General features: G+C 76.2%; 23 protein-coding genes and 1 riboswitch. Of the genes, 10 read left to right on the forward strand and 13 right to left on the reverse strand.

The genetic code is table 11. The features are described from left to right. Window positions 1–319 precede the first annotated feature (319 nt). A complete protein-coding gene (locus K5O09_RS14355) occupies window positions 320–1,537 on the reverse strand; it encodes an NADP-dependent isocitrate dehydrogenase (protein WP_222170159.1) in 1,218 nt (405 codons plus the stop codon). Window positions 1,538–1,715: 178 nt separating this feature from the next. On the opposite strand from K5O09_RS14355, the gene K5O09_RS14360 reads away from it, so the two are divergent. Continuing rightward, window positions 1,716–2,813 carry an aquaporin gene (locus K5O09_RS14360; RefSeq protein ID WP_255595607.1) on the forward strand — a complete coding sequence of 366 codons (1,098 nt, stop codon included), beginning with the start codon at window positions 1,716–1,718 and terminating at the stop codon, window positions 2,811–2,813. A gap of 116 nt (window positions 2,814–2,929) precedes the next feature. Here the strand turns inward: K5O09_RS14360 and K5O09_RS14365 are convergent, their stop codons facing one another. Next, complete coding sequence (locus K5O09_RS14365; protein ID WP_222170160.1) at window positions 2,930–3,565, reverse strand: hypothetical protein; 636 nt, start codon at window positions 3,563–3,565, stop codon at window positions 2,930–2,932. Window positions 3,566–3,663: 98 nt separating this feature from the next. Here K5O09_RS14365 and K5O09_RS14370 point away from each other — a divergent pair, with 98 nt between their 5' ends. Beyond that, complete coding sequence (locus K5O09_RS14370; RefSeq protein WP_222170161.1) at window positions 3,664–4,989, forward strand: FAD-dependent oxidoreductase; 1,326 nt, start codon at window positions 3,664–3,666, stop codon at window positions 4,987–4,989. A 32-nt stretch (window positions 4,990–5,021) separates the two neighbouring features. On the opposite strand, the gene K5O09_RS14375 is transcribed toward K5O09_RS14370, so the two are convergent. The 5 genes from K5O09_RS14375 to K5O09_RS14395 form a co-directional block, all read right to left on the reverse strand. Continuing rightward, entirely contained in the window at window positions 5,022–6,041 is a 1,020-nt protein-coding gene (locus K5O09_RS14375) for a thioredoxin domain-containing protein (protein ID WP_222170162.1), read from the reverse strand. Window positions 6,042–6,166: 125 nt separating this feature from the next. Then, window positions 6,167–9,271: a glycoside hydrolase family 38 C-terminal domain-containing protein gene (locus tag K5O09_RS14380; RefSeq protein ID WP_222170163.1), complete on the reverse strand. Its 3,105-nt coding sequence runs from the start codon at window positions 9,269–9,271 to the stop codon at window positions 6,167–6,169. A gap of 56 nt (window positions 9,272–9,327) precedes the next feature. After that, window positions 9,328–10,233 carry a carbohydrate ABC transporter permease gene (locus K5O09_RS14385; RefSeq protein WP_222170164.1) on the reverse strand — a complete coding sequence of 302 codons (906 nt, stop codon included), beginning with the start codon at window positions 10,231–10,233 and terminating at the stop codon, window positions 9,328–9,330. Further along, window positions 10,233–11,165, reverse strand: a complete 933-nt coding sequence (locus tag K5O09_RS14390) for a carbohydrate ABC transporter permease (RefSeq protein ID WP_222170165.1) — start codon at window positions 11,163–11,165, stop codon at window positions 10,233–10,235. The genes K5O09_RS14385 and K5O09_RS14390 overlap by 1 nt, the downstream gene beginning before the upstream one ends. Beyond that, a complete protein-coding gene (locus tag K5O09_RS14395) occupies window positions 11,165–12,523 on the reverse strand; it encodes an extracellular solute-binding protein (RefSeq protein WP_222170166.1) in 1,359 nt (452 codons plus the stop codon). Before K5O09_RS14395 ends, K5O09_RS14390 begins: the two co-directional genes overlap by 1 nt. Before the next feature lie 210 nt (window positions 12,524–12,733). Between K5O09_RS14395 and K5O09_RS14400 the strand changes: the two genes are divergently transcribed. The 3 genes from K5O09_RS14400 to K5O09_RS14410 are packed head-to-tail and all read left to right on the forward strand — an operon-like array spanning window position 12,734 to window position 14,375. Beyond that, a complete protein-coding gene (locus tag K5O09_RS14400; protein ID WP_222170167.1) occupies window positions 12,734–13,159 on the forward strand; it encodes a hypothetical protein in 426 nt (141 codons plus the stop codon). Continuing rightward, complete coding sequence (locus K5O09_RS14405; RefSeq protein ID WP_222170168.1) at window positions 13,153–13,380, forward strand: helix-turn-helix transcriptional regulator; 228 nt, start codon at window positions 13,153–13,155, stop codon at window positions 13,378–13,380. The genes K5O09_RS14400 and K5O09_RS14405 overlap by 7 nt, the downstream gene beginning before the upstream one ends. Next, complete coding sequence (locus K5O09_RS14410; protein WP_222170169.1) at window positions 13,377–14,375, forward strand: NAD(P)-dependent alcohol dehydrogenase; 999 nt, start codon at window positions 13,377–13,379, stop codon at window positions 14,373–14,375. Before K5O09_RS14405 ends, K5O09_RS14410 begins: the two co-directional genes overlap by 4 nt. Here K5O09_RS14410 and K5O09_RS14415 read toward each other — a convergent pair. The 3 genes from K5O09_RS14415 to purN form a co-directional block, all read right to left on the reverse strand. Continuing rightward, window positions 14,338–15,567, reverse strand: a complete 1,230-nt coding sequence (locus K5O09_RS14415) for an ROK family protein (RefSeq protein WP_222170170.1) — start codon at window positions 15,565–15,567, stop codon at window positions 14,338–14,340. The two genes, K5O09_RS14410 and K5O09_RS14415, sit on opposite strands and share 38 nt — an antisense overlap. A 153-nt stretch (window positions 15,568–15,720) precedes the next feature. Then, the gene (gene purH / locus K5O09_RS14420) at window positions 15,721–17,355 is read right to left on the reverse strand and encodes a bifunctional phosphoribosylaminoimidazolecarboxamide formyltransferase/IMP cyclohydrolase (protein ID WP_222170171.1); all 1,635 of its coding nucleotides are present in this window, start codon (window positions 17,353–17,355) and stop codon (window positions 15,721–15,723) included. 50 nt (window positions 17,356–17,405) lie between these two features. Then, window positions 17,406–17,494, reverse strand: a riboswitch (ZMP/ZTP riboswitch). A 3-nt stretch (window positions 17,495–17,497) separates the two neighbouring features. After that, entirely contained in the window at window positions 17,498–18,190 is a 693-nt protein-coding gene (purN, locus tag K5O09_RS14425) for a phosphoribosylglycinamide formyltransferase (RefSeq protein ID WP_222170172.1), read from the reverse strand. 273 nt (window positions 18,191–18,463) lie between these two features. Here purN and K5O09_RS14430 point away from each other — a divergent pair, with 273 nt between their 5' ends. Then, window positions 18,464–18,871, forward strand: coding sequence for a hypothetical protein (locus K5O09_RS14430; protein WP_222170173.1), 408 nt, complete (start codon window positions 18,464–18,466; stop codon window positions 18,869–18,871). 37 nt (window positions 18,872–18,908) lie between these two features. Here K5O09_RS14430 and K5O09_RS14435 read toward each other — a convergent pair whose 3' ends face one another. From K5O09_RS14435 to sucC, 3 genes are all read right to left on the reverse strand, one after another. Beyond that, window positions 18,909–20,297: a DUF6350 family protein gene (locus K5O09_RS14435; RefSeq protein ID WP_222170174.1), complete on the reverse strand. Its 1,389-nt coding sequence runs from the start codon at window positions 20,295–20,297 to the stop codon at window positions 18,909–18,911. 100 nt (window positions 20,298–20,397) lie between these two features. After that, the gene (gene sucD / locus K5O09_RS14440; protein WP_222170175.1) at window positions 20,398–21,294 is read right to left on the reverse strand and encodes a succinate--CoA ligase subunit alpha; all 897 of its coding nucleotides are present in this window, start codon (window positions 21,292–21,294) and stop codon (window positions 20,398–20,400) included. A 44-nt stretch (window positions 21,295–21,338) separates the two neighbouring features. Beyond that, a complete protein-coding gene (gene sucC, locus K5O09_RS14445) occupies window positions 21,339–22,523 on the reverse strand; it encodes an ADP-forming succinate--CoA ligase subunit beta (protein ID WP_222170176.1) in 1,185 nt (394 codons plus the stop codon). A gap of 184 nt (window positions 22,524–22,707) precedes the next feature. Between sucC and K5O09_RS14450 the strand changes: the two genes are divergently transcribed. The 4 genes from K5O09_RS14450 (at window position 22,708) to K5O09_RS14465 (ending at window position 24,575) form a co-directional block, all read left to right on the forward strand. Next, complete coding sequence (locus tag K5O09_RS14450) at window positions 22,708–22,932, forward strand: helix-turn-helix domain-containing protein (protein WP_222170177.1); 225 nt, start codon at window positions 22,708–22,710, stop codon at window positions 22,930–22,932. 22 nt (window positions 22,933–22,954) lie between these two features. After that, complete coding sequence (locus tag K5O09_RS14455) at window positions 22,955–23,494, forward strand: Clp protease N-terminal domain-containing protein (protein ID WP_222170178.1); 540 nt, start codon at window positions 22,955–22,957, stop codon at window positions 23,492–23,494. Between the two features lie 89 nt (window positions 23,495–23,583). After that, window positions 23,584–24,279: a hypothetical protein gene (locus tag K5O09_RS14460; protein ID WP_222170179.1), complete on the forward strand. Its 696-nt coding sequence runs from the start codon at window positions 23,584–23,586 to the stop codon at window positions 24,277–24,279. Beyond that, window positions 24,276–24,575: a type VII secretion target gene (locus tag K5O09_RS14465; RefSeq protein ID WP_222170180.1), complete on the forward strand. Its 300-nt coding sequence runs from the start codon at window positions 24,276–24,278 to the stop codon at window positions 24,573–24,575. The genes K5O09_RS14460 and K5O09_RS14465 overlap by 4 nt, the downstream gene beginning before the upstream one ends. Window positions 24,576–24,587 lie beyond the last annotated feature (12 nt).

Raw genomic sequence — 24,587 nt, forward strand, 5'->3', positions numbered from 1 at the left:
CGAGCCCGGGGTCACCCGATCAGTGCCCACGGCGTCGAGGATACAGCCGCGACGACCCGCGCCGTGACGCGCGCCGGGCCTGCCACGGGTGCCTTCACGACGTGACGCCAGACCCTGCTCGCCGCGGCGCGGGCCGTCCCCGGTGGGCCGCGGTGCCCCTGGTGCCGGCGGTCGCGGACGGCACCGTGCGCGACGTGCCGCTCGTCGCGGGTGCGCTCAGCCGCCACCGGCGACCCGCCGCGGCGCCCGGCCGCTCACGACGACGCCCGCCGCCCGGCCCGTCGTGGCGGGCAGCGGGCCGGCGGGCGCCGGTGCGGGGTCAGCCGAGGCGGGCGGCGAGGTTCTCGTCGAGCGCCGCGAGGAACTCCTCGGTGGTCAGCCACGCCTGCTCGGGACCGACGAGCAGCGCGAGGTCCTTGGTCATCTTGCCGCTCTCGACCGTCTTGACCACGACGTCCTCGAGAGTCTCCGCGAACTGCGTGACCTCGGGGGTGCCGTCCAGCTTCCCGCGGTGCTTGAGGCCGCCGGTCCAGGCGAAGATCGACGCGATCGGGTTGGTCGACGTCGGCTTGCCCGCCTGGTGCTGGCGGTAGTGCCGGGTGACGGTGCCGTGCGCGGCCTCCGCCTCGACGGTCCGGCCGTCGGGGGTCATGAGGACCGAGGTCATGAGGCCGAGCGAGCCGAAGCCCTGCGCGACGGTGTCGGACTGCACGTCGCCGTCGTAGTTCTTGCAGGCCCAGACGTAGCCGCCCTCCCACTTCATGGCGGAGGCCACCATGTCGTCGATGAGGCGGTGCTCGTACGTCAGGCCGGCCTCGGCGAACGCGGCGGCGAACTCGGCGTCGAACACCTCCTGGAACAGGTCCTTGAACCGGCCGTCGTAGGCCTTGAGGATCGTGTTCTTGGTCGACAGGTACACCGGGTACTGCCGCTGCAGGCCGTACGCGAACGAGGCGCGCGCGAAGTCGCGGATCGACTCGTCGAAGTTGTACATCGCCATCGCGACGCCCCCGCCCTCGGGGTACGTCACGACCTCCTGCTGGATCGGCTCGGAGCCGTCAGCCGGGGTGAACGTCAGGGTCAGCGTTCCGGCGCCCTGCACGCGGAAGTCGGTCGCCTTGTACTGGTCGCCGTGGGCGTGGCGGCCGATGATGATCGGCTTGTTCCACCCCGGGACCAGGCGCGGGATGTTGCTGATGATGATCGGCTCGCGGAACACGACGCCGCCGAGGATGTTGCGGATCGTGCCGTTCGGGGAGCGCCACATCTTCTTGAGGCCGAACTCCTCGACGCGCGCCTCGTCCGGCGTGATGGTCGCGCACTTCACGCCGACGCCGTGCTCCTTGATCGCGTGCGCCGCGTCGATCGTGACCTGGTCGTCCGTCGCGTCACGGTTCTCGATCGACAGGTCGTAGTAGCGCAGGTCGATGTCGAGGTACGGATGGATCAGGCGGTCCTTGATGAACTGCCAGATGATCCGCGTCATCTCGTCACCGTCGAGCTCGACGACCGGTCCAACCACCTTGATCTTCGCCATGGGCGCCAGATTACTTGACGTCGAGAGACTTCGCGGAGCGCGGCGGCAGCCCGGGGCCCCGCGCTGCACAGGGAACGCTGGCATGCTGGGTGGACGTGCCCGGTGCACACCGCGGACCACGTCCGCCGCGTGCACCCGCCGGCGACGGCCGGCACCCACCCGCACCCGGACGAAACGGATGACCATGTCGAAGGACAACCCCGCCGAGGTCCCGGACGCCCCCGAGGCGACCGGCCGACCCCAGGACGGGACGCCCGCGCCGTCGACCGACGCCTCCGCCGCGGCACCGACCGCCGCAGCGCCGACGGCGGGCGCAGCGCCGACGGCGGGCGCAGCGGCCGCCGACGGACCGACCGCCGCTCCCTCCCCCGCCGCGGCGCCCGCCCCGGCCGCCGTGCCCGTGGGCTACGGCGCCGCGGCCGGCTACGGCACGGCCACGGCCGACGCGGAGGACGACGTGGAGGTCGAGGCCGTGGCCGCGACGCTCACCGGCCCCTCGCTGGCCGCGCGGCTCGGCGCGGAGCTGTTCGGCTCGTTCGTCGTCATGCTCGCGGTGATCGGCGCCGGGCTGTTCGCGCAGTTCACCGGTCAGACGCTGGCCGTGGCGCTCGCGTACGGCTTCGGCGTGATCGCGGCGTTCGTCGCCGTCGCGCACGTCTCCGGCGGGCACGTCAACCCGGCGGTGACCCTCGGCTCGGCGGTCGCCGGCCGCACGCCGTGGTCGCACGTGCTGCCCTACTGGGCCGCCCAGCTGCTCGGCGGCGCACTGGCCGCGGCCGTGCTGTTCGTCGTCGCCTCGTCGTTCCCGCTGCTCGACGGCCGTGAGCGCGAGTTCTTCGGCGGCGCCGCGAACGGCTTCGACGCCCACTCGCCGCTCGCGCTGCAGACCAGCAGCACCGAGGGCTTCAGCGTGGTCGCGGCCCTACTCATCGAGGCCGTGCTCGTCGCGGTCCTCGTGGGCGTCTACCTCGCCGCGACCGGCCGGCGCGCGTCCCGGGGCCAGGCCGGTGTCGCCATCGGCCTCACGGTCGGCTTCGCGACGCTCGTGGCGCTGCCGGTCACCAACGCCGCCCTCAACCCGGCCCGCGCCACCGCGGCGGCGATCTTCGCCGAGTCGTGGGCGTGGGGCCAGGTGTGGGTCTTCTGGGTCGGCCCGCTCGTGGGCGCGCTCGTCGCGGGCGTGCTGTACCGCGCGTTCGCTCCCGCACCGCAGGACGACGAGCTGCTCGACGAGGAGCTCGAGATCGCGGCCCTGGACGTCGAGCCGCTGCGCTGACCTGCGCGACGCGACGCCGAGGGGCGGTGACCCGGTCGGGTCGCCGCCCCTCGTGCGTCCCGGGGCTCGTGCGTCCCGGGGTTCGTGCGTCCCCGGGGCTCGTGCGTCCCCGGGCGTCAGGGCGCCGGGACGGGCACGACCTGCGACAGCACGGCGATGGTCACCGCGAGGCCGGCCAGGACCGTCACGTCGGTGGCCCGGCTCCGCACCACCAGCGCGGCCGGCCCGCCGCGCACCACCCCCCGCACGACCGCGCAGCACGCGAGGAACGCCGCGAGCGCCAGGGCACCGACGGCGGTGCCGGCCACCACGGCGAGCGAGACGGACAGCACCACCGCGAGGGAGATGACCCACAGCGACCAGTTGCGGTCGGCGTCGAGCGAGGCCCGGGCGATCGCGCGCGGGTCGAGGGGCCGGCCGTCGGCGTCGAACCGCTCCTGCTCCGCGTGGTCGGGTGCACCGGGGCCGACCGGCGCGGCGTCCGGCGTCGGGACGGCGGGGACGGGCGACGTCCCCGCCGCGTGGTCCGGCGGCGCCCCGCCGGGGAGGGCGGGCCAGGTCCCGGGCCCGGTGGTGGTGCCGGGGCCGTCGGCGCCCGGGCCGACCGTCCCGGGAACGCCGGCGCCGGAGCTGCCCGCGCCGGAGCTGCCCGCGCCGGAGCTGCCCGCGCCGAGGGTGCCCGCCCCGTCCAGCGGGGGCCCTGCCGGGTCGTCGGACCCGGTGCCGCCGTCGCCGCGGGTCTCGCCGCTCACCTGGTGCTCCCTCCGGTGCGCGCACCGGGGGCGCGCCGGATCCCGAGCGTACCCGGGCCGTGCGACGCACCGGGAGCGGCCCCGGCTACGGTGACGACGTGCCCGTCTCCGACCGTCCCGCCGCCGTCCCGCCGCACGAGGGGCCGCCGGCGCCCCCCGGTTCGGTCGTCGTCGTCGGGGCCGGCCTGGCCGGTGCGCGGACGGTGCTGGAGCTGCGGGCGCAGGGGTTCACCGGGCGGGTGACCGTGCTGGGGGCGGAGCCCGTCGCCCCGTACGACCGGCCCCCGCTGTCGAAGCACCTGCTGGACCGGCCCGCGCCCGCGTGGCTGGCGGACGAGCTCGGCGCGGACGCCCTGGAGCTCGCGGACGAGGTGCGGCTCGGCACGCCGGCGACGGGCCTGGACCTGACGGGACCGGGGGTGGTCGTGCGGACCGCGGACGGCGGCGTGGCCGGGGACGCCGTCGTCGTCGCGACCGGCGCGGCAGCGGTGCGGCCGCCGGGCTGGGACGCGGCGCTCACCCTGCACACCGCGCGGGACGCCGAGCGGCTGCGGGCGGCGCTCGGGGTCGCCGTCCCCGCGTCGTCCGCGGCGCCGGCCGACGCGCGCGGCGTCCCCGCCGGGCGGCGGCTCGTCGTGGTCGGCGCCGGGTGGGTCGGTGCCGAGGTCGCGACCGTCGCCGCGGCGGCCGGGGCCGACGTCACCGTGGTCGAGGCCCGGCCCGAGCCGCTCGGCGCCGTGCTCGGTCCGCGGGTCGGCTCGCTGACCGCGCCCTGGTACGCGGCCGCGGGCGTGCGGCTGCGCGCCGGCGTCCCGGTCGCGGCCGTCGCCCCCGATGCCGTCACGCTGGCGGACGGCACCGTGCTGCCGGCGGACGCGGTGCTCGTGGCCGTCGGCGCGCGGCCCGCGACGGCCTGGCTCGGCGGGGCGCTGGCCACCGGGCCGGACGGCGCCGTGCCGGTCGACGAGCTCTACGCCCCGATCGGCGGCCCGGCGCGCGTCCGGGTGGTCGGCGACGCGGCGACGCGCCGCTCCGCCCGGCACGGCTGGGTGCCGGGCGGTCACTGGGACGCCGCGCTGCGCGGGCCGGCGGTCGCGGTGGCCGGCCTGCTCGGGCGGGAACCCGCCGAGCCGGACGTCGCGCCCTACGTGTTCTCGACGCAGCTCGGGCACGAGCTGGCGCTGCACGGCGTGCCCGGGGCGGCCGACGAGGTGCTGCTGCGCGGCGACCCAGCGGCGGCCGACGGCTGGTCCGCGCTGTGGTTCGAGCCCGGGACGGATCGGCTCACGGCCGTGTTCTGCGTCGACCGGCCGCGCGACGTCGGCGGGGCGCGCCGGCTGTTCTCGGGCGCGGTGCTGCCGGTGCTCGACCGCGGGCGGGCCGCGGACCCCGCCGTGCCGCTCGCCCGGGCGCTCGCGGGCTGACGGCGGCCGACCACGCCACGGCGGCGGCGCGGTCAGCCGGCCGGTGAGGCGCTCGGCGTGGGCGACGCGCTCGGCGACGGGCTCGGGGACGCGCTCGCCTGGGCCGCCGCGGCGAGCTGCCCCGCCACCTCCGTGACGAACGCGCTCAGCGCCGCCGGGTCGTCGAGCGCCCCCGTGTACTCGCGCCCGCCGACCAGCAGCACCGGGCTGGTCGTCACGCTGCCCACGTCGAACGGGACGGAGTCCGCCGCCCGGTCGGTCGCCTCGCGCGCCCAGTCCGTGAAGTCGCCGGCGCGCACGCAGTCCGCCACGGCGTCGTCCCGGGCTCCGGCGTCCTGCACGAGCGCGACGAGCTCGTCGTCGTCCAGCCCGTCCGCGTCGAGCCCCGGCTGGGCGGTCAGCAGCGCCTGGTGCACGGCGAGCACCGCGTCGGGCTGCCCGTCCACGACGCAGGCGAGCGCCCCGGCGGCGCGCAGGGAGTAGTCGCCGGTGGTGGCGGTGGCCGACGGGGACGGCTCCGGGGACGCGGACGCGGACGGCGACGCCGAGGACGTGGGCGCCGCCACCGTGGTGCCGTCCAGCAGGGCGAGCGGGTGCACCTCCAGCGTGGCGTTCCCGGCCGTCACCCACTGCGCCAGCACCGACCCGTCCGCCTGCCAGAGCGCCGCGGCCTCCGGCGAGCGGTAGTCGACGTACAGGACGAGGTCGAGCACGCCGGACGTGCGGTCGACCGCCGTGGCCACCGGGGCACCGCCGGCGGGGATCCCGCCGGTCGAGACCGGAGAGACCGTGGAGCCGTCGCCGGCCAGCACCACGCCGTCGGACAGCATGCCGAGCGGCCCGACCTGCCCGGCGCGCACCGACGCCTGGACGAGCAGCACGGCGACGACGCCCGCGGCGACCGCCCCGGTCCCCGCCCCGGCCCAGCCGAGCCGCCTGTTCCGGCGCCGGCGGCGCGCCTGCCGCTCCCGCTCGAGGCGGGCGAGCTCGCGGGCGAGCGCCTTGCGCTCCTTCTTGGGCAGCTTCTGCTGGTCGGCGGGGCGCGCGGTCATCGGTGGCTTCCTGGACGGGGGCGACGGTCCGGTGACGGGCGCGCCGTCACCGGACCGAGGCTCCCGCGGTCACCTGGCCGGGACCTGGGCCGGGGCTGCGGGGAACCTGTGCGTGGGGAGGCGCGTCACCCCCGCGCGAACCGCAGCGTCACCAGCTGGAACGGCCGCACCTCGAGCGCGGCAGCAGCCCCGTCCGTCCCGGTCAGGGCGCGCGGCTCCACCTCCCGCTCCAGGAGGTCCACCTCCGTCACGCCGGACGCGGCGAACCGCGGCGTCACGACCGCCCGCCCGCGGGTCCCGTGCGCCTCGTACAGCCGCACGACCACGTCCCCGGAGCCGTCGTCCGCCAGCTTCACGGCCTCCACGACGGCCCCTTCGCCCGCGACGGCGACCAGGGGCTCGACGGCCACCGCGCCCCGGACCTCGCGGACCGGCAGGTTCGTCCGGTAGCCGTCCACCACCGCCTCGGGGATGCCCGCCCCGACGTGCAGCACCGTGCGGAACCGGTGCGCGCCCTGGTCGGCCTCCGGGTCGGGGAACAGCGGCGCCCGCAGCAGCGACTGGCGCACCACGGTGGCGGTGCCGCCCCCGGGCAGCGCGGCGCGCGTCACGTCGTGGCCGTAGGTGGCGTCGTTCGCGACGGAGACGCCGTAGCCGGGCTCGCCGACGTGCACCCAGCGGTGCGCGCAGATCTCGTACCGCGCCGCGTCCCACGACGTGTTCGTGTGCGTCGGCCGGACGACGTGGCCGAACTGCGTCTCGGCCGCCGAGCGGTCGGCGTGCACGTCCAGCGGGAACGCCAGCTTGAGCAGGCGCTGCCGCTCGTGCCAGTCGACCTCGGTGTCGATCTCGACGGCACGCGTGCCCGGGCGGAAGGTCAGCTCCTGCACGATCGTGGACTCCCCGACCCGCCGGGAGGTGCGGACGACCGCCCGGTCCGGCTTCTCGGCCACCACCTCGACCACGTCGGCGTCGACGAGGTCCTGCACGGTCCGGCGGTACTCGGCGTCGATGTCCCACGCGTCCCACTGCCGGGGCACGTCCCGGTGCAGCTGCAGCAGGTTCGCCACGGCACCCGGCGGGACCGCCTCCCGGTCGGCCACCAGGTCCCGCACGGAGGCGAGCTGGCCGCCCGCGGTCAGCCGGACGTCCAGCACGCCGGTCCGCACCCGCAGCGTGCCGTCGTCGCTGCGCAGCACCTGCACGGAGCCCGGCCCGTCGGCGCCCGGCCCGCCGCCCGCCACCGCGTCGGTCGCCCCCACCGAGCCGTCGGCCGCGACCGCGCCGCCCAGCGCGGGCAGCCCGTCGCGCGCGTGCGGCGCCGCGTTGAGCCGGACGGTCGCGTCGCCGTCGCCGACGAGGACCGCGAGCGCCGCCCCGATCACGGCCTCCGCCCGCCGCTCGACGTCGGCGTACGCCTCCTCCGCCTGCCGGTACACCCAGCCGATCGACGACCCCGGCAGGATGTCGTGGAACTGGTGCAGCAGGACCACCCGCCACAGCGCGCGCAGCTCGTCGGCCGGGTAGTCCGCCCCGGTCCGCACCGCGGCGGTCGCCGCCCACAGCTCCGCCTCGCGCAGCAGGTGCTCGCTGCGCCGGTTGCCCCGCTTGGTCCGCGCCTGCGACGTGTACGTGCCGCGGTGGTACTCCAGGTACATCTCCCCGGACCAGACGGCCGGCGCCCCGGGACCGGCGGCGGCCAGCTCGGCCTCGGCGCGCTCGAAGAACGCGTTCGGCGAGCCCAGCTCCACCTCGGGCAGCCCGCCGAGGGACCGCGCCCGGTCGGCGGCGGCGAGCATCTCCCGCGTCGGGCCACCGCCCCCGTCTCCCCAGCCGAACGGCACGAGCGACTCGGACGCGACGTCCTTGTCCGCGAAGTTCCGCTCCGCGTGCACGAGCTCGCGCGGGGACAGGTCGGAGTTGTACGTGTCGACCGGCGGGAAGTGCGCGAGCACCCGGGAGCCGTCGATGCCCTCCCACGCGAACGTGTGGTGCGGCATCCGGTTGGTGTCGTTCCAGGACAGCTTCTGCGACAGGAACCACCGCGAGCCGGCGGCGCGGACGATCTGCGGCAGCGCGCCGGTGTACCCGAAGGAGTCCGGCAGCCAGACGTCCTGCGTCTCGACGCCGAGCTCCTCGAGGAAGTACCGCTTGCCCTCGACCATCTGCCGGGCGAGCGCCTCGCCGCCGGGCATGTTCGTGTCCGACTCGACCCACATCCCGCCGACCGGGACGAACTGCCCCGCCGCGACCTTCGCGCGGATCCGCTCGAACAGCTCGGGGTGCCGCTCGGCGACCCACGCGTACTGCTGCGCGGACGAGCAGGCGAACACGAAGTCCGGCCGCTCGTCCATGAGCGCGACCACGCTGGCGAACGTCCGAGAGCACTTGCGCACGGTCTCCCGGGCGGGCCACAGCCACGCGGAGTCGATGTGCGCGTGCCCGGTGGCGAGCACGCGGTGCCCGCCCGGCGCCGCGGGCACGTCGAGCACAGGTCGCAGCACCGCCCGGCCGGCGGCCACGGTGCCGGCGACGTCCCGCGGGTCGACCGCGTCGACCACGAGGTCCAGCGCCCGCAGCGCGCGCGCCCAGCGGGTGGTCCCGCGGTCCCCGGTCTCGACGAGCCCCTGCACCACCAGCAGGTCCTGCCACAGCTCCCACACCTCGACGTCGCGCAGCACCACGTCGGCGGACCGCAGCGCGTACAGCGGGTCCGAGCCGGCGGTCAGCGGGTCGCCGAGCGGCGTCGGCCCGTACCAGGTGCTGCTGCCGACGTCGGGGTTGCCGGCGGCCTCGACGTACACGTCCACGCGCGGGTCGGTCCACGGCACCGCCTGGTTGCGCGGCGACAGGCCCTTCACGGCGACGCCGTCGGGCCGCAGCACGAGGCCCTCCGCCTGGAAGCCGGGCTGCGTGGTCGTGAACCCGAGGTCGATCGCGAGCTCGACGGCGTGCCGCCCGTCCCGCACGGCGTCGGAGGCCAGCCAGCCCTCCGGCACGGCGCCGGTCATCCGGAACCACGTGGTGCTCCACGGCGCGCCCCACGCGGTCCCCGGGGGCGCGGCCGCGTACTCCTGCGCGACCGCCTCCGTGAACGGCACGGGCTCCCCCGGCGCGGTCCAGGCGGTGACGGTGAGCGGCGCCCGGCCGGCGACCAGGGCGGGGGCGAGGCGCTCGTGCAGGAACCGCTGCACGCGCTGCAGGACGGTGGCGGCGGCGTCGACGGGCATGGCAGGACCTTCCGGTGGGGTGCGGGGCTGGGGTGCGGGACGGGGAGACGGGCCGGTCAGCCCTTGACGGCGCCGGACATGGCGAACGAGCTGCCGGAGAACCGCTGCACCAGCAGGTACAGCACGAGCACCGGCACGGAGTACAGGATCGAGAACGCGGCGAGCCGGCCGTAGGCGACCGTGCCGTACGTGCCGAAGAAGCTGTAGATCGCCACGGCTGCCGGCTGGTGGTCGGGCGAGAACAGCAGGACGAACGGGACGAAGAAGTTCCCCCACGCCTGCGTGAACACGAAGATGAACACCACCGCGATGCCGGGCCGCATGAGCGGGACGACGATGCGCCGCAGGGCGGTCATCGACCCGGCGCCGTCCACCCACGCGGCCTCCTCCAGGGACACCGGGACGGAGTCCATGAAGTTCTTGGTCATCCAGATGGCCATCGGCAGGGACGTCGCCGCGAGGAAGAGCACCGTGCCGGGCACCGAGTCGAGCAGCCCGAGGTACACGAACAGGGCGTAGACCGGGACCATCATCGCGGTGACCGGCAGGCAGGTGCCGAACAGGATGGCGTAGAGGAACGGCTTGCGGAACCGCATCTGGTAGCGCGACAGCGGGTAGGCGGCCAGCACGGACGCGAGCACCGTGAGGACCGCCGTCCCGCCGGAGATCAGCGTGGAGTTCCACAGCGGCCGGAACGTCGCGTCCCACGTGAGGATCTGCGCGAAGTTCTCTGTCGTGAGGGAGTCCGGCACCCGCACCGAGACGGTCGCCGCGGGGTCGAGGGACGCCAGCAGGATCCACGCGAGCGGCACCAGGAACGCGACGCCGACGAGCACCAGCGCCGCCGCGACGAGCACGCGGCCGCTGCGCCGCCGGGGGGAGGCGACGGACGGCGCGGGCCGGGAGCGGCGCGGGCGGCCGGGCGGTGCGACGGGGGCGGTCGGGGCGGTGAGCGCGGCCATCAGTCGACCTCCGGCTTGAGCACGCGGATGTACACGATCGAGAACACGGCCCCGACCAGCAGCGTCACGGTCGCGATGGCGGTGCCGTAGCCGACCTGGGCGAACTTGAACGCCTCCTGGTACGCCAGCACCGGCAGCGTCGAGGAGTCGGTGCCCGGCCCGCCGCCGGTCATCACCCAGATGAGCGTGAAGACCGCCAGCGTCTGGAGCGTGGTGAGCATGAGGTTCGTCGACACCGACCGCCGGATCATCGGCAGCGTGATGCGGAAGAACCGCTGCGGCCCGGTGGCGCCGTCGATCGCGGCGGCCTCGGTGACGTCGGGCGGCACCTCCGACAGCGCGGCGCCGTAGACCATCATCGAGAACGCCGTGCCGCGCCAGACGTTCGCGAGGACCACGGCGAGCATCGGGAACGTGATGAGCCACGTCGGCCCGGTCAGCCCGACCCACCCGAGCACCTGGTTGAGCGTGCCGTCGGTGGAGAAGAACGCGTAGAGCGCGAACGCCGCCACGATCTCCGGCAGCACCCACGCGACCACGACCAGCGCCGACACCACCGCGCGCAGCGGCCGGGCCGCCGCCCGCAGCAGCAGCGCGAGCGCCATGCCGAGCACGTTCTGCCCGACCACCGCCGACGCTCCGACGAACACGACCGTGAGCACGACGGCCTTCCAGAAGTCCCCGTCCGCGACCAGCGACGCGTAGTTGTCGAGCCCGACGAACTCGGGGTTCGCGGCGCGGTACCCGGTCAGGGCCTGGTTGGTGAGCGAGCCGTAGAACGACCACAGCACCGGCCCGGCGAGGAACACCGCCATGAGCGCGACGGCCGGCAGCAGGGGCGCCAGCCGCAGCGCGGTGCGCCCGGGGCGTCGGCGGGGCCGGGAGCCGGGCCCCCGGTCCGCCGCCGCCCGGTCGAGCGTGACGGCCGACATCAGCCGGCGGCCTGCGTCGCGTCCTCGCCGACGATGGACACCAGCCCCTCGTCGTACGCGGCGGCGGCTTCCTCGGGCGTCGCCTGCCCGGTGGCCACGGACTCGGCCGCGACCTGGATGTTGGACGAGATCTGCGAGTAGTCGGGGGTCGCGGGCCGGAAGTGCGTGTACGGGACCAACGAGCTGAAGAACTCGAACGACGGGTTGAAGTCCAGGTACTCGGGGTCCTCCGCCACGTCGGTCCGCACCGCGATCTGGGAGTTCTCGGTGTCGTACTTCAGCGAGTTCTCGCGGTTCAGGGCGGTGGCGATGAAGTCGAACGCGGCCTGCGGGTCGTTCGCGTGCGCGCCGACGGCGAGCGTCCAGCCGCCGGACATCGACGTGAAGCCCGGGTCCTGGCCGTCCTGGGTGGGCATCGCGGCCATGCCCAGCGTGTCCTCCCACTCGGGCCACGCGTTGTCACCGGTGATCCACCCGCCGGGCAGCCAGGAGCCGTCGACGGCCATGGCGAGCGTGCCCTGGGGCAGCAGCTCGGTGGCGACGCGGGCCCCGACGGACGCGTCGAGCGCGATGTCGAGCGACGGCGCGAGGCCCTCCGAGTAGATGGTCTGCAGGAACCCGAGCGAGTCGACGAAGCCCTGCGAGCCGGTGATCCACTTCTGGGAGTCGGCGTCGTACAGCTCGTCGTCCGTGCCGTAGAGCAGCATCTCGAAGCCCTGCATCGTGGTGGCCTCGCCGGCGGCCTTGCCGGCGTAGACGTTGAGCGGCGTCACGTCGGGCAGCTCGGCCTTGATGGTGCGGGCGGCCTCGAGCACGTCGTCCCAGGTCTCGGGCTGCCAGTCGGTCGGCAGGCCCGCCTGCTCGAAGAGGTCCTTGTTGTAGAAGATGCCGCGGGTGTCGGTGCCCATCGAGACGCCGTACACCTGCCCGTCGTCGCCGAGGCCGGCCTGCCGGGCGTTCTCGGGGAACTGGTCCCAGTCCTCCCACGCCTCGACGTACTCGTCGATCGGCTGGAGGTACCCGGCCGCGGCGTCGGAGCGGATCTGGAACGTGTCCTCGTAGATCACGTCGGGCGCGGTGCCGGCGGAGCCGTTCATGAGGGCGAGCTTGGTGAAGTACTGGTCCTGCTCGGCCTCGATGGCCACCAGGTCGACGGTCATGCCCTCGTGGGCGGCCTCGTACTCGTCCTTGGCCTTCTTCAGGACGTCGTCGAGCTGCACGAACTGCGCGGTCTTCTGGTAGGCGACGGTGATGGTGGTGTCGTCGCCGGCGCTGTCGCCCCCGCCGCTCCCGCAGGCGGCCACGAGGCCGAGGGCGAGGACGGCTCCGGACGCGAGGACGGGCTTCTGCAGACGCATGGATGCTCCTTTGCTCCACGGGCACGGTCCGTGGCGGCGCTGCCAGGACCCCGATAACTACAACGTCTGGATGAATTGCTGTCAAGAGGTCGCCCCCGCACGGCGCCGACCGGGGCCGTCGAGTGATGTCAAAGATGTTTGACACGGCTCGCACCGCGCCCCTACCGTGGTGATGTCAAACATCTTTGACACGCCGGAGAGCGAGGGGCCATGTCCTACCAGGAGAAGAACACCTGGGCGTACGGCGTCGTCGCCGTGCTCGGGTACGTCACCTACCTCGCCGTGGTGCTGCGGCGGGCGGACGGCGGACCGCTGGCGGACGTCGCGTACGCCGGCCCGCTGCTCGCCACTGTCGGCGCCGCGGTGGCCGCCGGGATCCTCGCGGGGATCGTGCTCGGCGCCCTGTCGCCCGACCGCGCGGTCCGGGACGAGCGGGAGCGGGAGATCGAGCGGCTCGGCGAGCACGTCGGCCAGGCGTTCCTCGTGCTCGGCGGGGTCGGGGCCCTCCTGCTCGCCCTGCGGGAGGCGGACCACTTCTGGATCGCCAACACGCTGTACCTCGGCTTCGTGCTGTCGGCGGTGCTGTCCGCCGCCGCGCGGCTCGTGGCGTTCCGGCGCGGGGTCGGCCCGTGGTGAGGTCCACGTCGGTGACCAACCGGATCCGCGCGCTGCGCACGGAGCGGGGACTCACGCAGGCGCAGCTGGCCGCGACCCTCGGCGTCACGCGCCAGACCGTCATCGCCGTCGAGCAGGGGCGGTACTCGCCCTCGCTCGAGCTGGCGTTCCAGATCGCCCGCGCGCTGGGGCGACCGATCGACCAGGTGTTCACGTACGAGCCGGAGGGAGACCGGGCATGAGGGCGGTGGTGCGGGAGCGGTACGGGGACTCGTCGGTGCTGCAGGTGGTGCAGCGGGCCGACCCGCCGGCGCCGGTGCGCGACCAGGTGCTCGTCGAGGTGGGGACCGCGGGCGTGAACATGGCGGACTGGCACCTCATGACGGGGCTGCCGTCGGTGGCCCGGCTGGTGTTCGGCGTGCGGGCCCCTCGCGAGCACGGGCTGGGCCGTGACCTCGCCGGCGTCGTCCGGGCGGTCGGTCCCGAGGTCGCGTCGCTGCGGCCCGGCGACGCCGTGCTCGGCACGGCGCCGGCCGCGTTCGCGGAGCTGGCGCTGACCCGTGAGCGCGCCCTGGCCCGGATCCCGGACGGGGTCCGTCCCGAGCACGCCGCCGCAGTCCCGACCGCGGGGGCGACGGCCCTGCACGCCCTGCGGGCGGCGCGGGTGGGCCAGGGCTCGCGGCTCCTGGTCCTGGGGGCCGGCGGCGGGGTGGGGTCGCTCGCGGTGCGGCTGGCGGTCCTCGCGGGGGCCCGGGTCACGGCGGCGACCTCCCCGGGCAAGGCCGCGACGGTCCGTGCGCTGGGGCCGGAGTCGGTGGTGGACCGGTCCGACCGGTCCGCGTGGGGCACGGGGTACGACGGCGTGGTCGTCACCGGCGGGCTGGACCCGCTGCGCGACCTGCGCCGCCTGCTCGCCCCGCGCGGCGCGCTCGCCCTCGTCGGGGCCGAGGGTGGCGGCGACGTGCTCGGCGGCGGCACCACCCGCCAGCTGCGGGCCGCGCTGCTGTCGCCGTTCGTGCGGCAGCGGCTGGTCGGCGTCGTCTCCCGCGACGACCCGGCCGCTCTGGCCCGGTTGTGCGAGCTGCTCGCCGACGGCTCGCTCGTGCCCGCCGTGGAGCGCGTGCTGCCGCTCGAGGGAGTCGCCGAGGCGATCGACCACCTGGCGTCGGGTGCCGCCCGCGGGAAGGTGCTGCTCGGGGTCAGCTCACCAGCAGCAGGTCCGTCGGCCGCGGGGTGAACGCCCGGCCCAGCAGGATGCAGCCGGCGCCGACCGCGCCGACCTGCGGCCCGAACTCGGACGACGCCACGGTGAGCGGGTGCCCGCCGGGCACGGGGTGCGCGGCGATCTCCGCGGCAAGCGCGTCCCCCGCGAACGGGGCGATGCGGTCCCACAGCGGCCCGCCGACCAGGATCGCCGGCACGTCCAGCAGGTCCGTCAGCACGCCGGCCGCCATGCCGACGCGGCGTCCCGCGAGGCGCAGCACGTCCCGCGCGCCGGCGTGGCCGGACGCCGCCGCGGCGCAGAGTGCGGAGACCGCCTCGTCGACCGCGCGCGGGTCGCTGCCGTCGCCCCAGTCCGGCAGGACGACGCCCGCCGCGCGCCCCTGCTCCGCCAGCGCCTCCGCCCGCAGCACCGCGCCCAGGCAGCCCCGGCGACCGCACCAGCAGGGCGCCCCGTCCGGGTCGGCGACCAGGTGGCCGGACTCCCCCGCGTTGCCCGACACGCCGCGCACGACCTCGTCGTGCAGCACCGTCGACACCGCGACGCCCGTCCCGAGGTAGAAGAACACGAAGTCCGACGACCGCTCCTGCGGGTGCCACAGGTGGGCGCACGCCGCGGCGGTCACGTCCTTGTCGAGCACCGCCCGCAGGCCCGTCCGCTCGGCGACCGCGTCCCGCAGCGGGACGTCGTGCCAGCCCGGCAGGTGCGGCGGGTCCAGCACCACGCCGGCGTCCACGTCGATCGGGCCCGGAGTCGCGATGCCCACCCCGAGGACCCGGTCGCGGTCGACGCCCGCCGATGCCAGGAGCCCCTCGATCTCCCCCACCAGACCGTCCACGACGGCCCCCGGGTCCTCCGGCACCGGCGTGGGGCGCTGCCGCCGCGCGACCACGGCACCCGACAGGTCCAGCAGCACGAACGTCATCGTCGCCGGGTCCAGGTGCACGCCCACGGCGAACCGGCTGACCGGGTTCAGCCGCAGCAGCGTGCCCGGCCGCCCGGGTCCCGAGCGCGCGGTGGCGCCCTCCTCCACGACGAGCCCCAGGTCGAGCAGCCGCCGGGCGACGTTGGTGACCGTCTGCGGCGACAGCCCCGTGCGCCGCGCGACGTCGGCGCGCGCGAGGCCGCCCCCGGCGCGCCGGACGACGTCGAGGACCACCGTCTGGTTGAAGTCCCCCATCCGGGGCAGGTTGGTCCCGCGCCGCATGCCGCCTCCCCTCGCACCGACCGGCGCCGCAGCCCTGCGTCGCCCGCCCGGCTGCATCATGGCAGACGGGCCGGGCCGGGCCGCCGGACCGTGGTCCCGCCACGTGGTCCGAGCGGTCCGAGCGGTCCGGTCGGCCCGGTCGGCCCGGTCGGCTCAGTGCGCGAAGTGCCGGGTGCCCGTCAGGTACAGCGTCACACCCGCGGCCTGCGCCGCCGCGACGACCTCCTCGTCCCGCACCGAGCCGCCGGGCTGCACGACCGCGCGCACGCCCGCGTCGAGCAGCACCTGCAGGCCGTCCGCGAACGGGAAGAACGCGTCCGAGGCCGCCACGGCGCCGCGCGCCCGCTCGGCGTCGCCGGCGTTCGCGCGCTCCACCGCGAGCCGGCAGGAGTCGACCCGGTTGACCTGCCCCATCCCGACGCCGACCGACGCGCCGCCGTCGGCCAGCAGGATCGCGTTCGACTTCACGGCGCGCACCGCCCGCCACGCGAACGCCAGGTCCGCCAGCGTCGCCGCGTCGGCGGCGTCTCCGGCGGCGAGCGTCCACGTCGCCGGGTCGTCGCCGGGTGCGTCGACCCGGTCGACCTGCTGCACGAGCAGCCCGCCGCTCACCGGGCGCATCTCGACGCCGCCGGAGGGGGTGCCCTCGACCACCAGCAGCCGGATGTTCTTCTTGCGCTGCAGCACCTCGAGCGCCTCGGGCTCGTACGCCGGCGCGACGACGACCTCCGTGAACACGTCGGCGATCTGCTGCGCCGCCGCGAGCGTCACCGTCCCGTTGGCGGCGACGACCCCGCCGAACGCGGAGACCGGGTCGCAGGCGTGCGCCTTGGCGTGGGCGTCCGCGATGTCCGTGCCGACGGCGATGCCGCACGGGTTCGCGTGCTTGATGATCGCGACCGCCGGCCCCTCGTGGTCGTGGGCCGCGCGCCAGGCGGCGTCGGCGTCGACGTAGTTGTTGTACGACATGGCCTTGCCGTGCAGCTGCGTCGCCTGCGCGAGCCCGGCCGGGCCGTGCGCCGAGGTGTAGACGGCCGCGCGCTGGTGCGGGTTCTCGCCGTACCGCAGCACGTCCGAGCGCTCCCACGTCGCCCCCACCCAGGCGGGGAACCCGGTGCTGACGCCGTCCACCTCGTCCGTCGTCGTCGCGACGTTCCCCATCCAGGAGGCCACGGCCACGTCGTACGTGGCGGTGTGCACGAACGCCTGCGCGGCGAGCCGGGTGCGCTCCGCCAGCGTGAAGCCGCCCGCACGGACCGCGGCCGCGACGTCCCCGTAGGCCGCAGGGTCGACGACCACCGCGACGCTCGGGTGGTTCTTCGCGGCCGCGCGCACCATCGACGGGCCGCCGATGTCGATCTGCTCGACGCACTCGTCCGGCGTCGCCCCGGAGGCCACCGTCTGCGTGAACGGGTACAGGTTGACCACCACCAGCTCGAACGGGGCGACGCCCAGCTCGTCGAGCTGCGCGAGGTGCTCCGGCCGGCGCGTGTCCGCGAGGATCCCGGCGTGCACGCGGGGGTGCAGCGTCTTCACCCGCCCGTCCAGGCACTCCGGGAAGCCCGTGAGGTCCTCCACGCGCGTCACGGGGACGCCGGCCGCGGCGACGGTCGCCGCCGTCGAGCCCGTGGACACCAGCTCGACGCCCGCCTCGTGCAGCGCGGTCGCGAGCTCGACGAGGCCGGCCTTGTCGTAGACGGACAGCAGCGCACGGCGGACGGGCCGTCGGGTGGCGTCGGCGGTCGGGTCGGCCACGGGTGCGACGGGGGGCGGGCTGGCGTGGGACATGCGGTCCTCCGGGTCGGGCGGGCACCACGGCGGGTGCCACGGTGATCGGACCCGAGCACCCAGGCGGACGGTGCGACGGCGGGAACTGCGGCCGCTCCCCGGTGGTCGATTCCACCTCTCGCCAGTCACGGCCGGGACGAGCCTACCCGAGCCCGACGGTGACCGACCGGCCCTCCACCCGCATCCCCTCGGCGACGAGCCGGCCCACCCACGTGACGAGCAGCTCGCGCTCCGCGACCTTGATCCGCTCGTGCAGCGTCGGCTCGTCGTCCCCGTCGAGCACCGGCACGGCGACCTGCGCCACGACGGGCCCGGTGTCGACGCCGGCGTCCACCACGTGCAGCGTGCAGCCCGTGACCTTCGCGCCGAACGCCAGCGCGTCGCGGACGGCGTGCGCCCCCGGGAACGACGGCAGCAGGGCGGGGTGGGTGTTCACGACCCGGTTCTCCCAGCGCTGGAGCACCGGCGCCCCGAGGATGCGCATGAACCCCGCCGACACCACGAGGTCCGGCCGGAACACGCCGATCGCGTCCGCCAGGGCCCGGTCCCAGGCGGCTCGGTCCTCGAACTCCCCCGGCGCCACCACAGCGGTCGGCACGCCGGCGTCGCGGGCCAGCTCCAGGCCGCCGGCGGCCCCTCGGTCGGACACCACCCCGACGACGCGCGCCGGGTACCCGGGGGCGTCGTGCGCGGCGAGCAGGGCCGCGAGGTTCGTGCCCGCGCCGGAGACCAGGACGACGACGCGTCCCGCCGCGCGGGTGCCCGGCCGGTGGGGCGTCGCGGGGCCGGCCGGGACGGAGGCGGGGCCGGACGGGCTCGCAGGGGCGGGGCTCACGGGGCGACACCCTAGCCGGGCGGTGCGGGAGAATGCCGGGGTGAGCAACCCGTACGCGCCGCCGCCGGCCGGCCCGCAGCGCCCGCCCGCCCGGGAGGACGTCCCGGTGCGCACCGGGCAGGACGACGAACCGCGCGGCGCCCGGGACGCGGGCGACCGCGGCACCGCGCGGCCGGAGGACGGGACGCGACCGCCGGCCGGCCGCGCGCCGGGACGCACCGCCCGGGCCCGCACCCCGGCCCGCGCGCCGGGGTCCCTGCCGCGCGTCCCGCGTTGCCCTCGCCGCCCCCCGACCCCGAGGCGGTGCTGCGGGTCGGGCGACTGGTGCGGCACTTCGGCGTCTGGCTGCTCGCCGGTGTCGCGGTCAGCCTGCTGCCGCTGCCCTGGCGCGTCGCGACCGCGGCCTTCCTGGCCGGTGCGGTGGTCACCGGGATCCGCGCCCTGCGGGCGGTCGCGGCGGCGCGGCTGCGCGGCGGCCTGCTGCCGCTGCTGGTCGCCGGCCTCGCGCTCACGGGGCTGCTCGGCGCGGGGACGCTCGGGTCGTTCGCCCTGTGGCCCGCGGAGACCGCCCGGCAGGAGTGCCTCGCGGGAGCGCTCACCGTCTCGGCGCGGGCCACGTGCGACCGCGCCTACCAGGACGCGCTGGACGACCTCACCGGCGGGATCACCGGCGGGCCGTGACACCCCCGCTCCCCCGGGGCACGCGGTCCCGGGTGCGTCAGGCCCCGTCGGCCCCGTCCGGGCGGGACGCGCTGCCCGCACCGGTCGCCGCTCCGGACGCGCCCGCTGCGGAGGCCTCGCGCTCGGCCCCGCCGCCCGCGACCGGCGCCTGCGTGCGCCGCACCGTCCCGGACACCGCGTCCCGGGAGCGCCGGAGCCCGGACGCCACGGCCGCACGGACGTGCCGGTCCCCGGGCAGGAGGACCACCAGCGCGCCGACCGCGACCCCGGCGGCCACCGCGAGGCCGACGGCCAGCGGGTCCGGACCGAGGTCGGCCATCCGGCCCGGACCGATGCCCCCGCGCGCCAGGGCCGCCAGGAGCACCGCTCCGATCCCGGCGGTCACGGCGGCCGTCGCGCCGGCCACGAACGGGTCCCGGGCGCGTTGCGTGACGAGCCGGCGCCGCAGCACCGCGGCGGTCACGGCCCCGGCGAGCACGGTCACCGCGGGCGCGGCCAGCAGCACCCCGCCCGTCACGTCGGGGGCAGGCAGGGCGCCGAGCAGCGGCACGGCGGGCAGGGCACCGGCGTCGACCGCGGCGATCCCGACGCTCGTGCCGGTCCCGACGGCGAACCCCGGCCCGACCAGCCAGGACAGCGCCCAGAGCACCAGCGTCGGCACGTAGGCCAGCTCGGCCACCGCGAGCACGGCCCCGCCCACGGGGTCGAGGTCCAGGCTGCGCACCACCTCCGCCACGGCGGTGCGGCCGGTCACCACCCACAGCGCGGCGAGCAGCGTCGCGACCAGCACGAGCGTGGCCAGGGCGGTCGTCCCGGCCGCGACGCCGTGGGCCACCGGCTCGGGCAGCCGGGCACGGACCGGCTCGAGCACGTCCCGCAGCCGTGGCGCCTCCGGCCGGCGCAGCAGCCCGGACGCCAGCCCGACGGCGGAGAGCACGGCCGCGCCGAGCACCCCGGCGCCGATGTGCAGCAGGGGCACCCCGGTGGCGAGTCCGGCGACGAGCACGACGCCCGTGTACGCGGCGACGCCTGCGCCCAGCGCGGACCGCGTGGCGTAGCCGGACCGGCGCGCGGAGGCGTAGCAGCCGAACAGCGCGAGCGCGGTGAGGCCGAGCGGCACCAGCGTGACACCCGGTGCCAGCGTCATCGGCACGCCGTGCGCGAGCAGCCACAGCCCGGTGGCGATCGACACGGCGTGCGTCCACGGCACGTCGGAGGCGGCCGGCGCCGAGGACGTCGCGACGTACGCCGCGACGGACGGCAGCACCACGACGAGCAGCGACAGCAGCGCCGCCTGCAGCCCGGCGAGCAGGCCGCCCACCCAGCGCGGGGCGCCGTCCAGGTCGCTGACGAAGAACCGCGGCGGCGCCGAGTCGTCCAGCACCCGGCGACGCGGGCGGGGACGGGTTCCGGGCGCGCTGCTCACCGCCCCATGGTCGCCGCCCGCACGGCCCCGGACGCCGAACCGCCCCGGCGCGCCGCGGGATGACCCGGGGCGCGCCGGGGCGGCCGGCGTGGCGTGCGCGTCAGGACAGCAGCGCCCGGGCGAGCTCCGCGGTCTCGGTCGGGGTGGTCCCGACCTTGACTCCCGCGGCCTCGAGGGCCTCCTTCTTGGCCTGCGCGGTGCCGGCCGAGCCAGACACGATGGCGCCGGCGTGACCCATCGTCTTGCCCTCCGGCGCGGTGAACCCGGCGACGTACGCGACGACCGGCTTCGTGACGTGCTCGGCGATGTACGCCGCCGCACGCTCCTCCGCGTCGCCGCCGATCTCGCCGATGAGCACGACGAGGTCGGTCTCCGGGTCGGCCTCGAACGCCGCCAGCGCGTCGATGTGCGTCGTGCCGATGATCGGGTCCCCGCCGATGCCGACCGCCGTGGAGAACCCGAGGTCCCGCAGCTCGTACATCATCTGGTAGGTCAGCGTGCCGGACTTCGACACCAGACCGATACGGCCGGGCCCCGTGATGTCCGCGGGGATGATGCCGACGTTCGACTTCCCCGGGCTGATGAGACCCGGGCAGTTCGGGCCGACGAGGCGCACGCCCTTGTCCTGCGCGTAGGCGAAGAACTCGGCGGTGTCGGCCACCGGCACACCCTCGGTGATGATCACGATCAGCGGCACGCCCGCGTCGACGGCCTCGATCACGGCCGCCTTGGTGAAGGCCGGCGGCACGAAGATCACGGACACGTCGGCCCGGGTCGCCTCGACGGCGTCGCGCACCGTGCCGAACACCGGGATCGCCACGGTGAGGCCGGAGCCGTCGCCGCGCGGGTACTCCACGCTGGTGCCGGCCTTGCGCGGGTTCACGCCGCCGACGATGGTCGTGCCGGCGGCGAGCATGCGGGTGGTGTGCTTGCTGCCTTCGGACCCGGTCATGCCCTGCACGATGACCTTGGAGTCCGCGGTCAGGAAGATCGCCATGGGGTTGGTCTCTCGTCTCTCGCGTCGCTGCGTTCGGTCGGTCGTCAGGCGGTCGCGGCCAGGCGGGCGGCCTCGGCCGCACCCCCGTCCATCGTCTCGGCCAGCGTGACGAGCGGGTGGGCCGCGTCCCTCAGGATGCGCCGGCCCGCGACCACGTTGTTGCCGTCGAGGCGCACGACGAGCGGCTTGGTGGCCTGGTCGCCCAGGATGCCCAGCGCCGCGACGATGCCGTTGGCGACCGCGTCGCACGCCGTGATGCCGCCGAACACGTTGACGAACACGGCCTTCACCTGCGGGTCCGACAGGATGATGTCGAGACCGGCCGCCATGACCTCCGCCGAGGCGCCGCCGCCGATGTCGAGGAAGTTCGCCGGCTTGACGCCGCCGTGCTCCCGGCCGGCGTACGCGACCACGTCCAGCGTGCTCATGACCAGACCGGCGCCGTTGCCGATGACGCCGACCTCGCCGTCGAGCTTCACGTAGTTGAGGTCCTTCGCCTTGGCCCTCGCCTCGAGCGGGTCCGCCGCGGCGGCGTCCTCGAGGGCCGCGTGGTCCTCGTGACGGAACTCCGCGTTGCCGTCGAGCGTGACCTTGCCGTCGAGCGCGACCACGTCGCCCGCCTCGGTCAGGACGAGCGGGTTCACCTCGACGAGCGTGGCGTCCTCCTCGCGGTAGACGTCCCACAGCCGGGTCAGCACGGCGGCGACCTTCGGGGCCACCGCGGCGTCGAAGCCGGCGGCCGCGACGATCTCGTCGGCCTTCGCGGCGTCGATGCCGGTCCGCGGGTCCACCGGGACGCGCGCGAGCGCCTCCGGGCGCTCCACCGCGAGCTGCTCGATCTCCATGCCGCCCTCGACGCTCGCCATGGCGAGGTACCGGCGCTCGGCGCGGTCGAGCAGCAGGGAGAAGTAGTACTCCTCCGCGATGCTCGCGCCCGCGGCGACCATCACGCGGTGCACCGTGTGGCCCTTGATGTCCATGCCGAGGATCTCGGCGGCCCGCGCCTCGGCCTCGTCGGCGGAGCGGGCGATCTTCACGCCGCCGGCCTTGCCGCGGCCGCCGGTCTTCACCTGCGCCTTGACGACGACCACGCCCGTGGCGCCCTCGGCGGCCAGCAGGGTCTCGGCCGCGGTCCGCGCCTCGGCGGGCGTCGTCGCGACGATCCCTCCCAGGACGGGTACCCCGTGCCGCTCGAACATGTCACGTGCCTGGTACTCGAACAGGTCCACCTGCTGCGGTCCTTCCGTCGCCCTGCGTCCCGTGGCGGGATCCGGCTGCTCTGCCGCGGACGATGGTAGCCCCGCGCCGGCGGTTTATCTCTACGTCGAGATATGTGACCCGGGTCGCAGGGGTCGCGACGGACGGCGTCAATCGCGGTTGACACCCGAGCGGCCCGTCAAGCATGGTTGACACATGACCGAGGCCCCCGATCCCACCGGCGCTCTGGCCGACGCCACCGCCGCCGACCCGGCCGCCGGCCTGCGCGCCGTCCGGTCCCTGCGCGCGCTCGCCGACCGCCTCGAGACGCTGCAGGTGCTCCGGGCACGCGAGCTCGGCTGGTCGTGGCAGGACATCGCCGACGCCCTCGGCGTGAGCCGGCAAGCCGTGCACCAGAAGCACCACCGCCGGACCGCCTGACCCGCCCGACGAGGAGGACGACATGTTCGAGAGGTTCACCACCGGCGCGCGGCAGGCCGTCGTCGCCGCGCAGGAGGTCGCACGCGACCTCGGCGACCCGCAGATCTCCCCCGCGCACCTCGTCGTCGCGGTCGCGTCGGCCCCGGACCCGGCCGCGGAGGCGCTCGCCGCGCACGGCGCGGACCGGCAGGCCCTGCTCGACCGGTTCGACACGGACGGGCTGGACGCCTCGGCGCTCGCCGCGCTCGGCATCGACCTCGAGGCCGTCCGGCGCCGGGCCGACGCCGTCTTCGGCGCCGGCGCCCTGGAGCGCGCCGGCCGCCGGCACCACGCCCCGTCCGGGCACGTCCCGTTCACGCGGGACGCGAAGAAGACGCTCGAGGTCGCGCTGCGGGAGGCCGTCCGGCTGGGGCACCGCCGCATCGAGGCCGGGCACGTCCTGCTCGCGGTCATCCGGCTGCACGGGACCGACGGGCACCTCCTGCTGCTCCGGTGCGGGGTCGACCCCGCCGCGCTCGCCGCCGACGTCACCGCACGCCTGGCGGACGGCGCCGCGGCCTGACGCGTCCCCGGGCGGGTGACGCGTCACCGCACGTCATCCGCCCGCGTCGGCTAGCGTGCCCTCGGACGTCGAGACACCCCGGGGGCGAGATGACTTCGATCGACGAGACGCTGGCGCGGCTGCGCCGGGCGGCGGACTCGACCGCCGCGACGCTGGCGGCGGTGCGCGCCGCGGCGCCGGAGGAGACCACCGCGACCGACGACAGCGGTGCCGTCGCGGTCGCCGTGGACCGGCGCGGGCGCCCCGTGGGCGTGCGCGTCGCGGACGACTGGAACCGGCGCACGACGCCGGAGGAGCTGGGCCGCGCGGTGCTCGCCGCGGCCGGGGCCGCCTCCGCCGACCTGGGCCGCGCGATGTCCGAGGCGCTGCGCGGCGGCGCCGCCCGGGCGTCCGACGCGCTGCCCGTCGAGCCGGTGGCCGTGCCCGTGTTCGAGGGCACGCCGCGGCCGCTCGCCGACCTGGCCGAGCTCGCCGTCGCGCAGCTCGACGGCGCCGCGACCGCGCAGCCCGCGACGCCCGCCACCGCGACCGGCTCGGCCGGCGCGCACGTGGCCGTCACGCTCGCCGACGCCGGGCTCGTCGGCTGCGACGTGGACGGCCGGTGGGCGGCGACGCAGTCCGGGGTCGCGCTGTCGACCGCGGTCAACCAGGCGCTCGGCGAGGCGGCGCGGGCACTGGCCGCCCTCGACCAGCGCCGGCAGGAGCAGGACACCGTGCTGGCGGAGGCGTTCGCGCACCTGCGTGCCCTCGCACCGGCCCCCGCCGACGGGGAGGCGCGGGCATGAGCGAGATCGACGTCGTCACGAGCGCGCTGCGCTCGGAGGCGCAGACGTGGGACGGGGAGGCCGACGCCATCGGGCAGGTCGCCGCGTCCGTCGAGGGGCTGCGGCTGAACTACCTGACCGCCGGCATCTTCGCCCTCGTGGTGGCCGACCACGAGGCCGCGGTGGACCAGGTCGCCGCGCGGTGCCGCGAGGGGGCGACCGCCATGCGCGACATCGCCACCGCGCTGCGCGCCAACGCCCAGGCCTACGAGGACCGCGATGCCGACGTCGCCGACCACGTCGACGGCGCGTACTGACGAGGGGGACGG

The sequence above is a fragment of the Cellulomonas sp. C5510 genome (assembly GCF_019797765.1).
Lineage (GTDB): Bacteria > Actinomycetota > Actinomycetes > Actinomycetales > Cellulomonadaceae > Cellulomonas.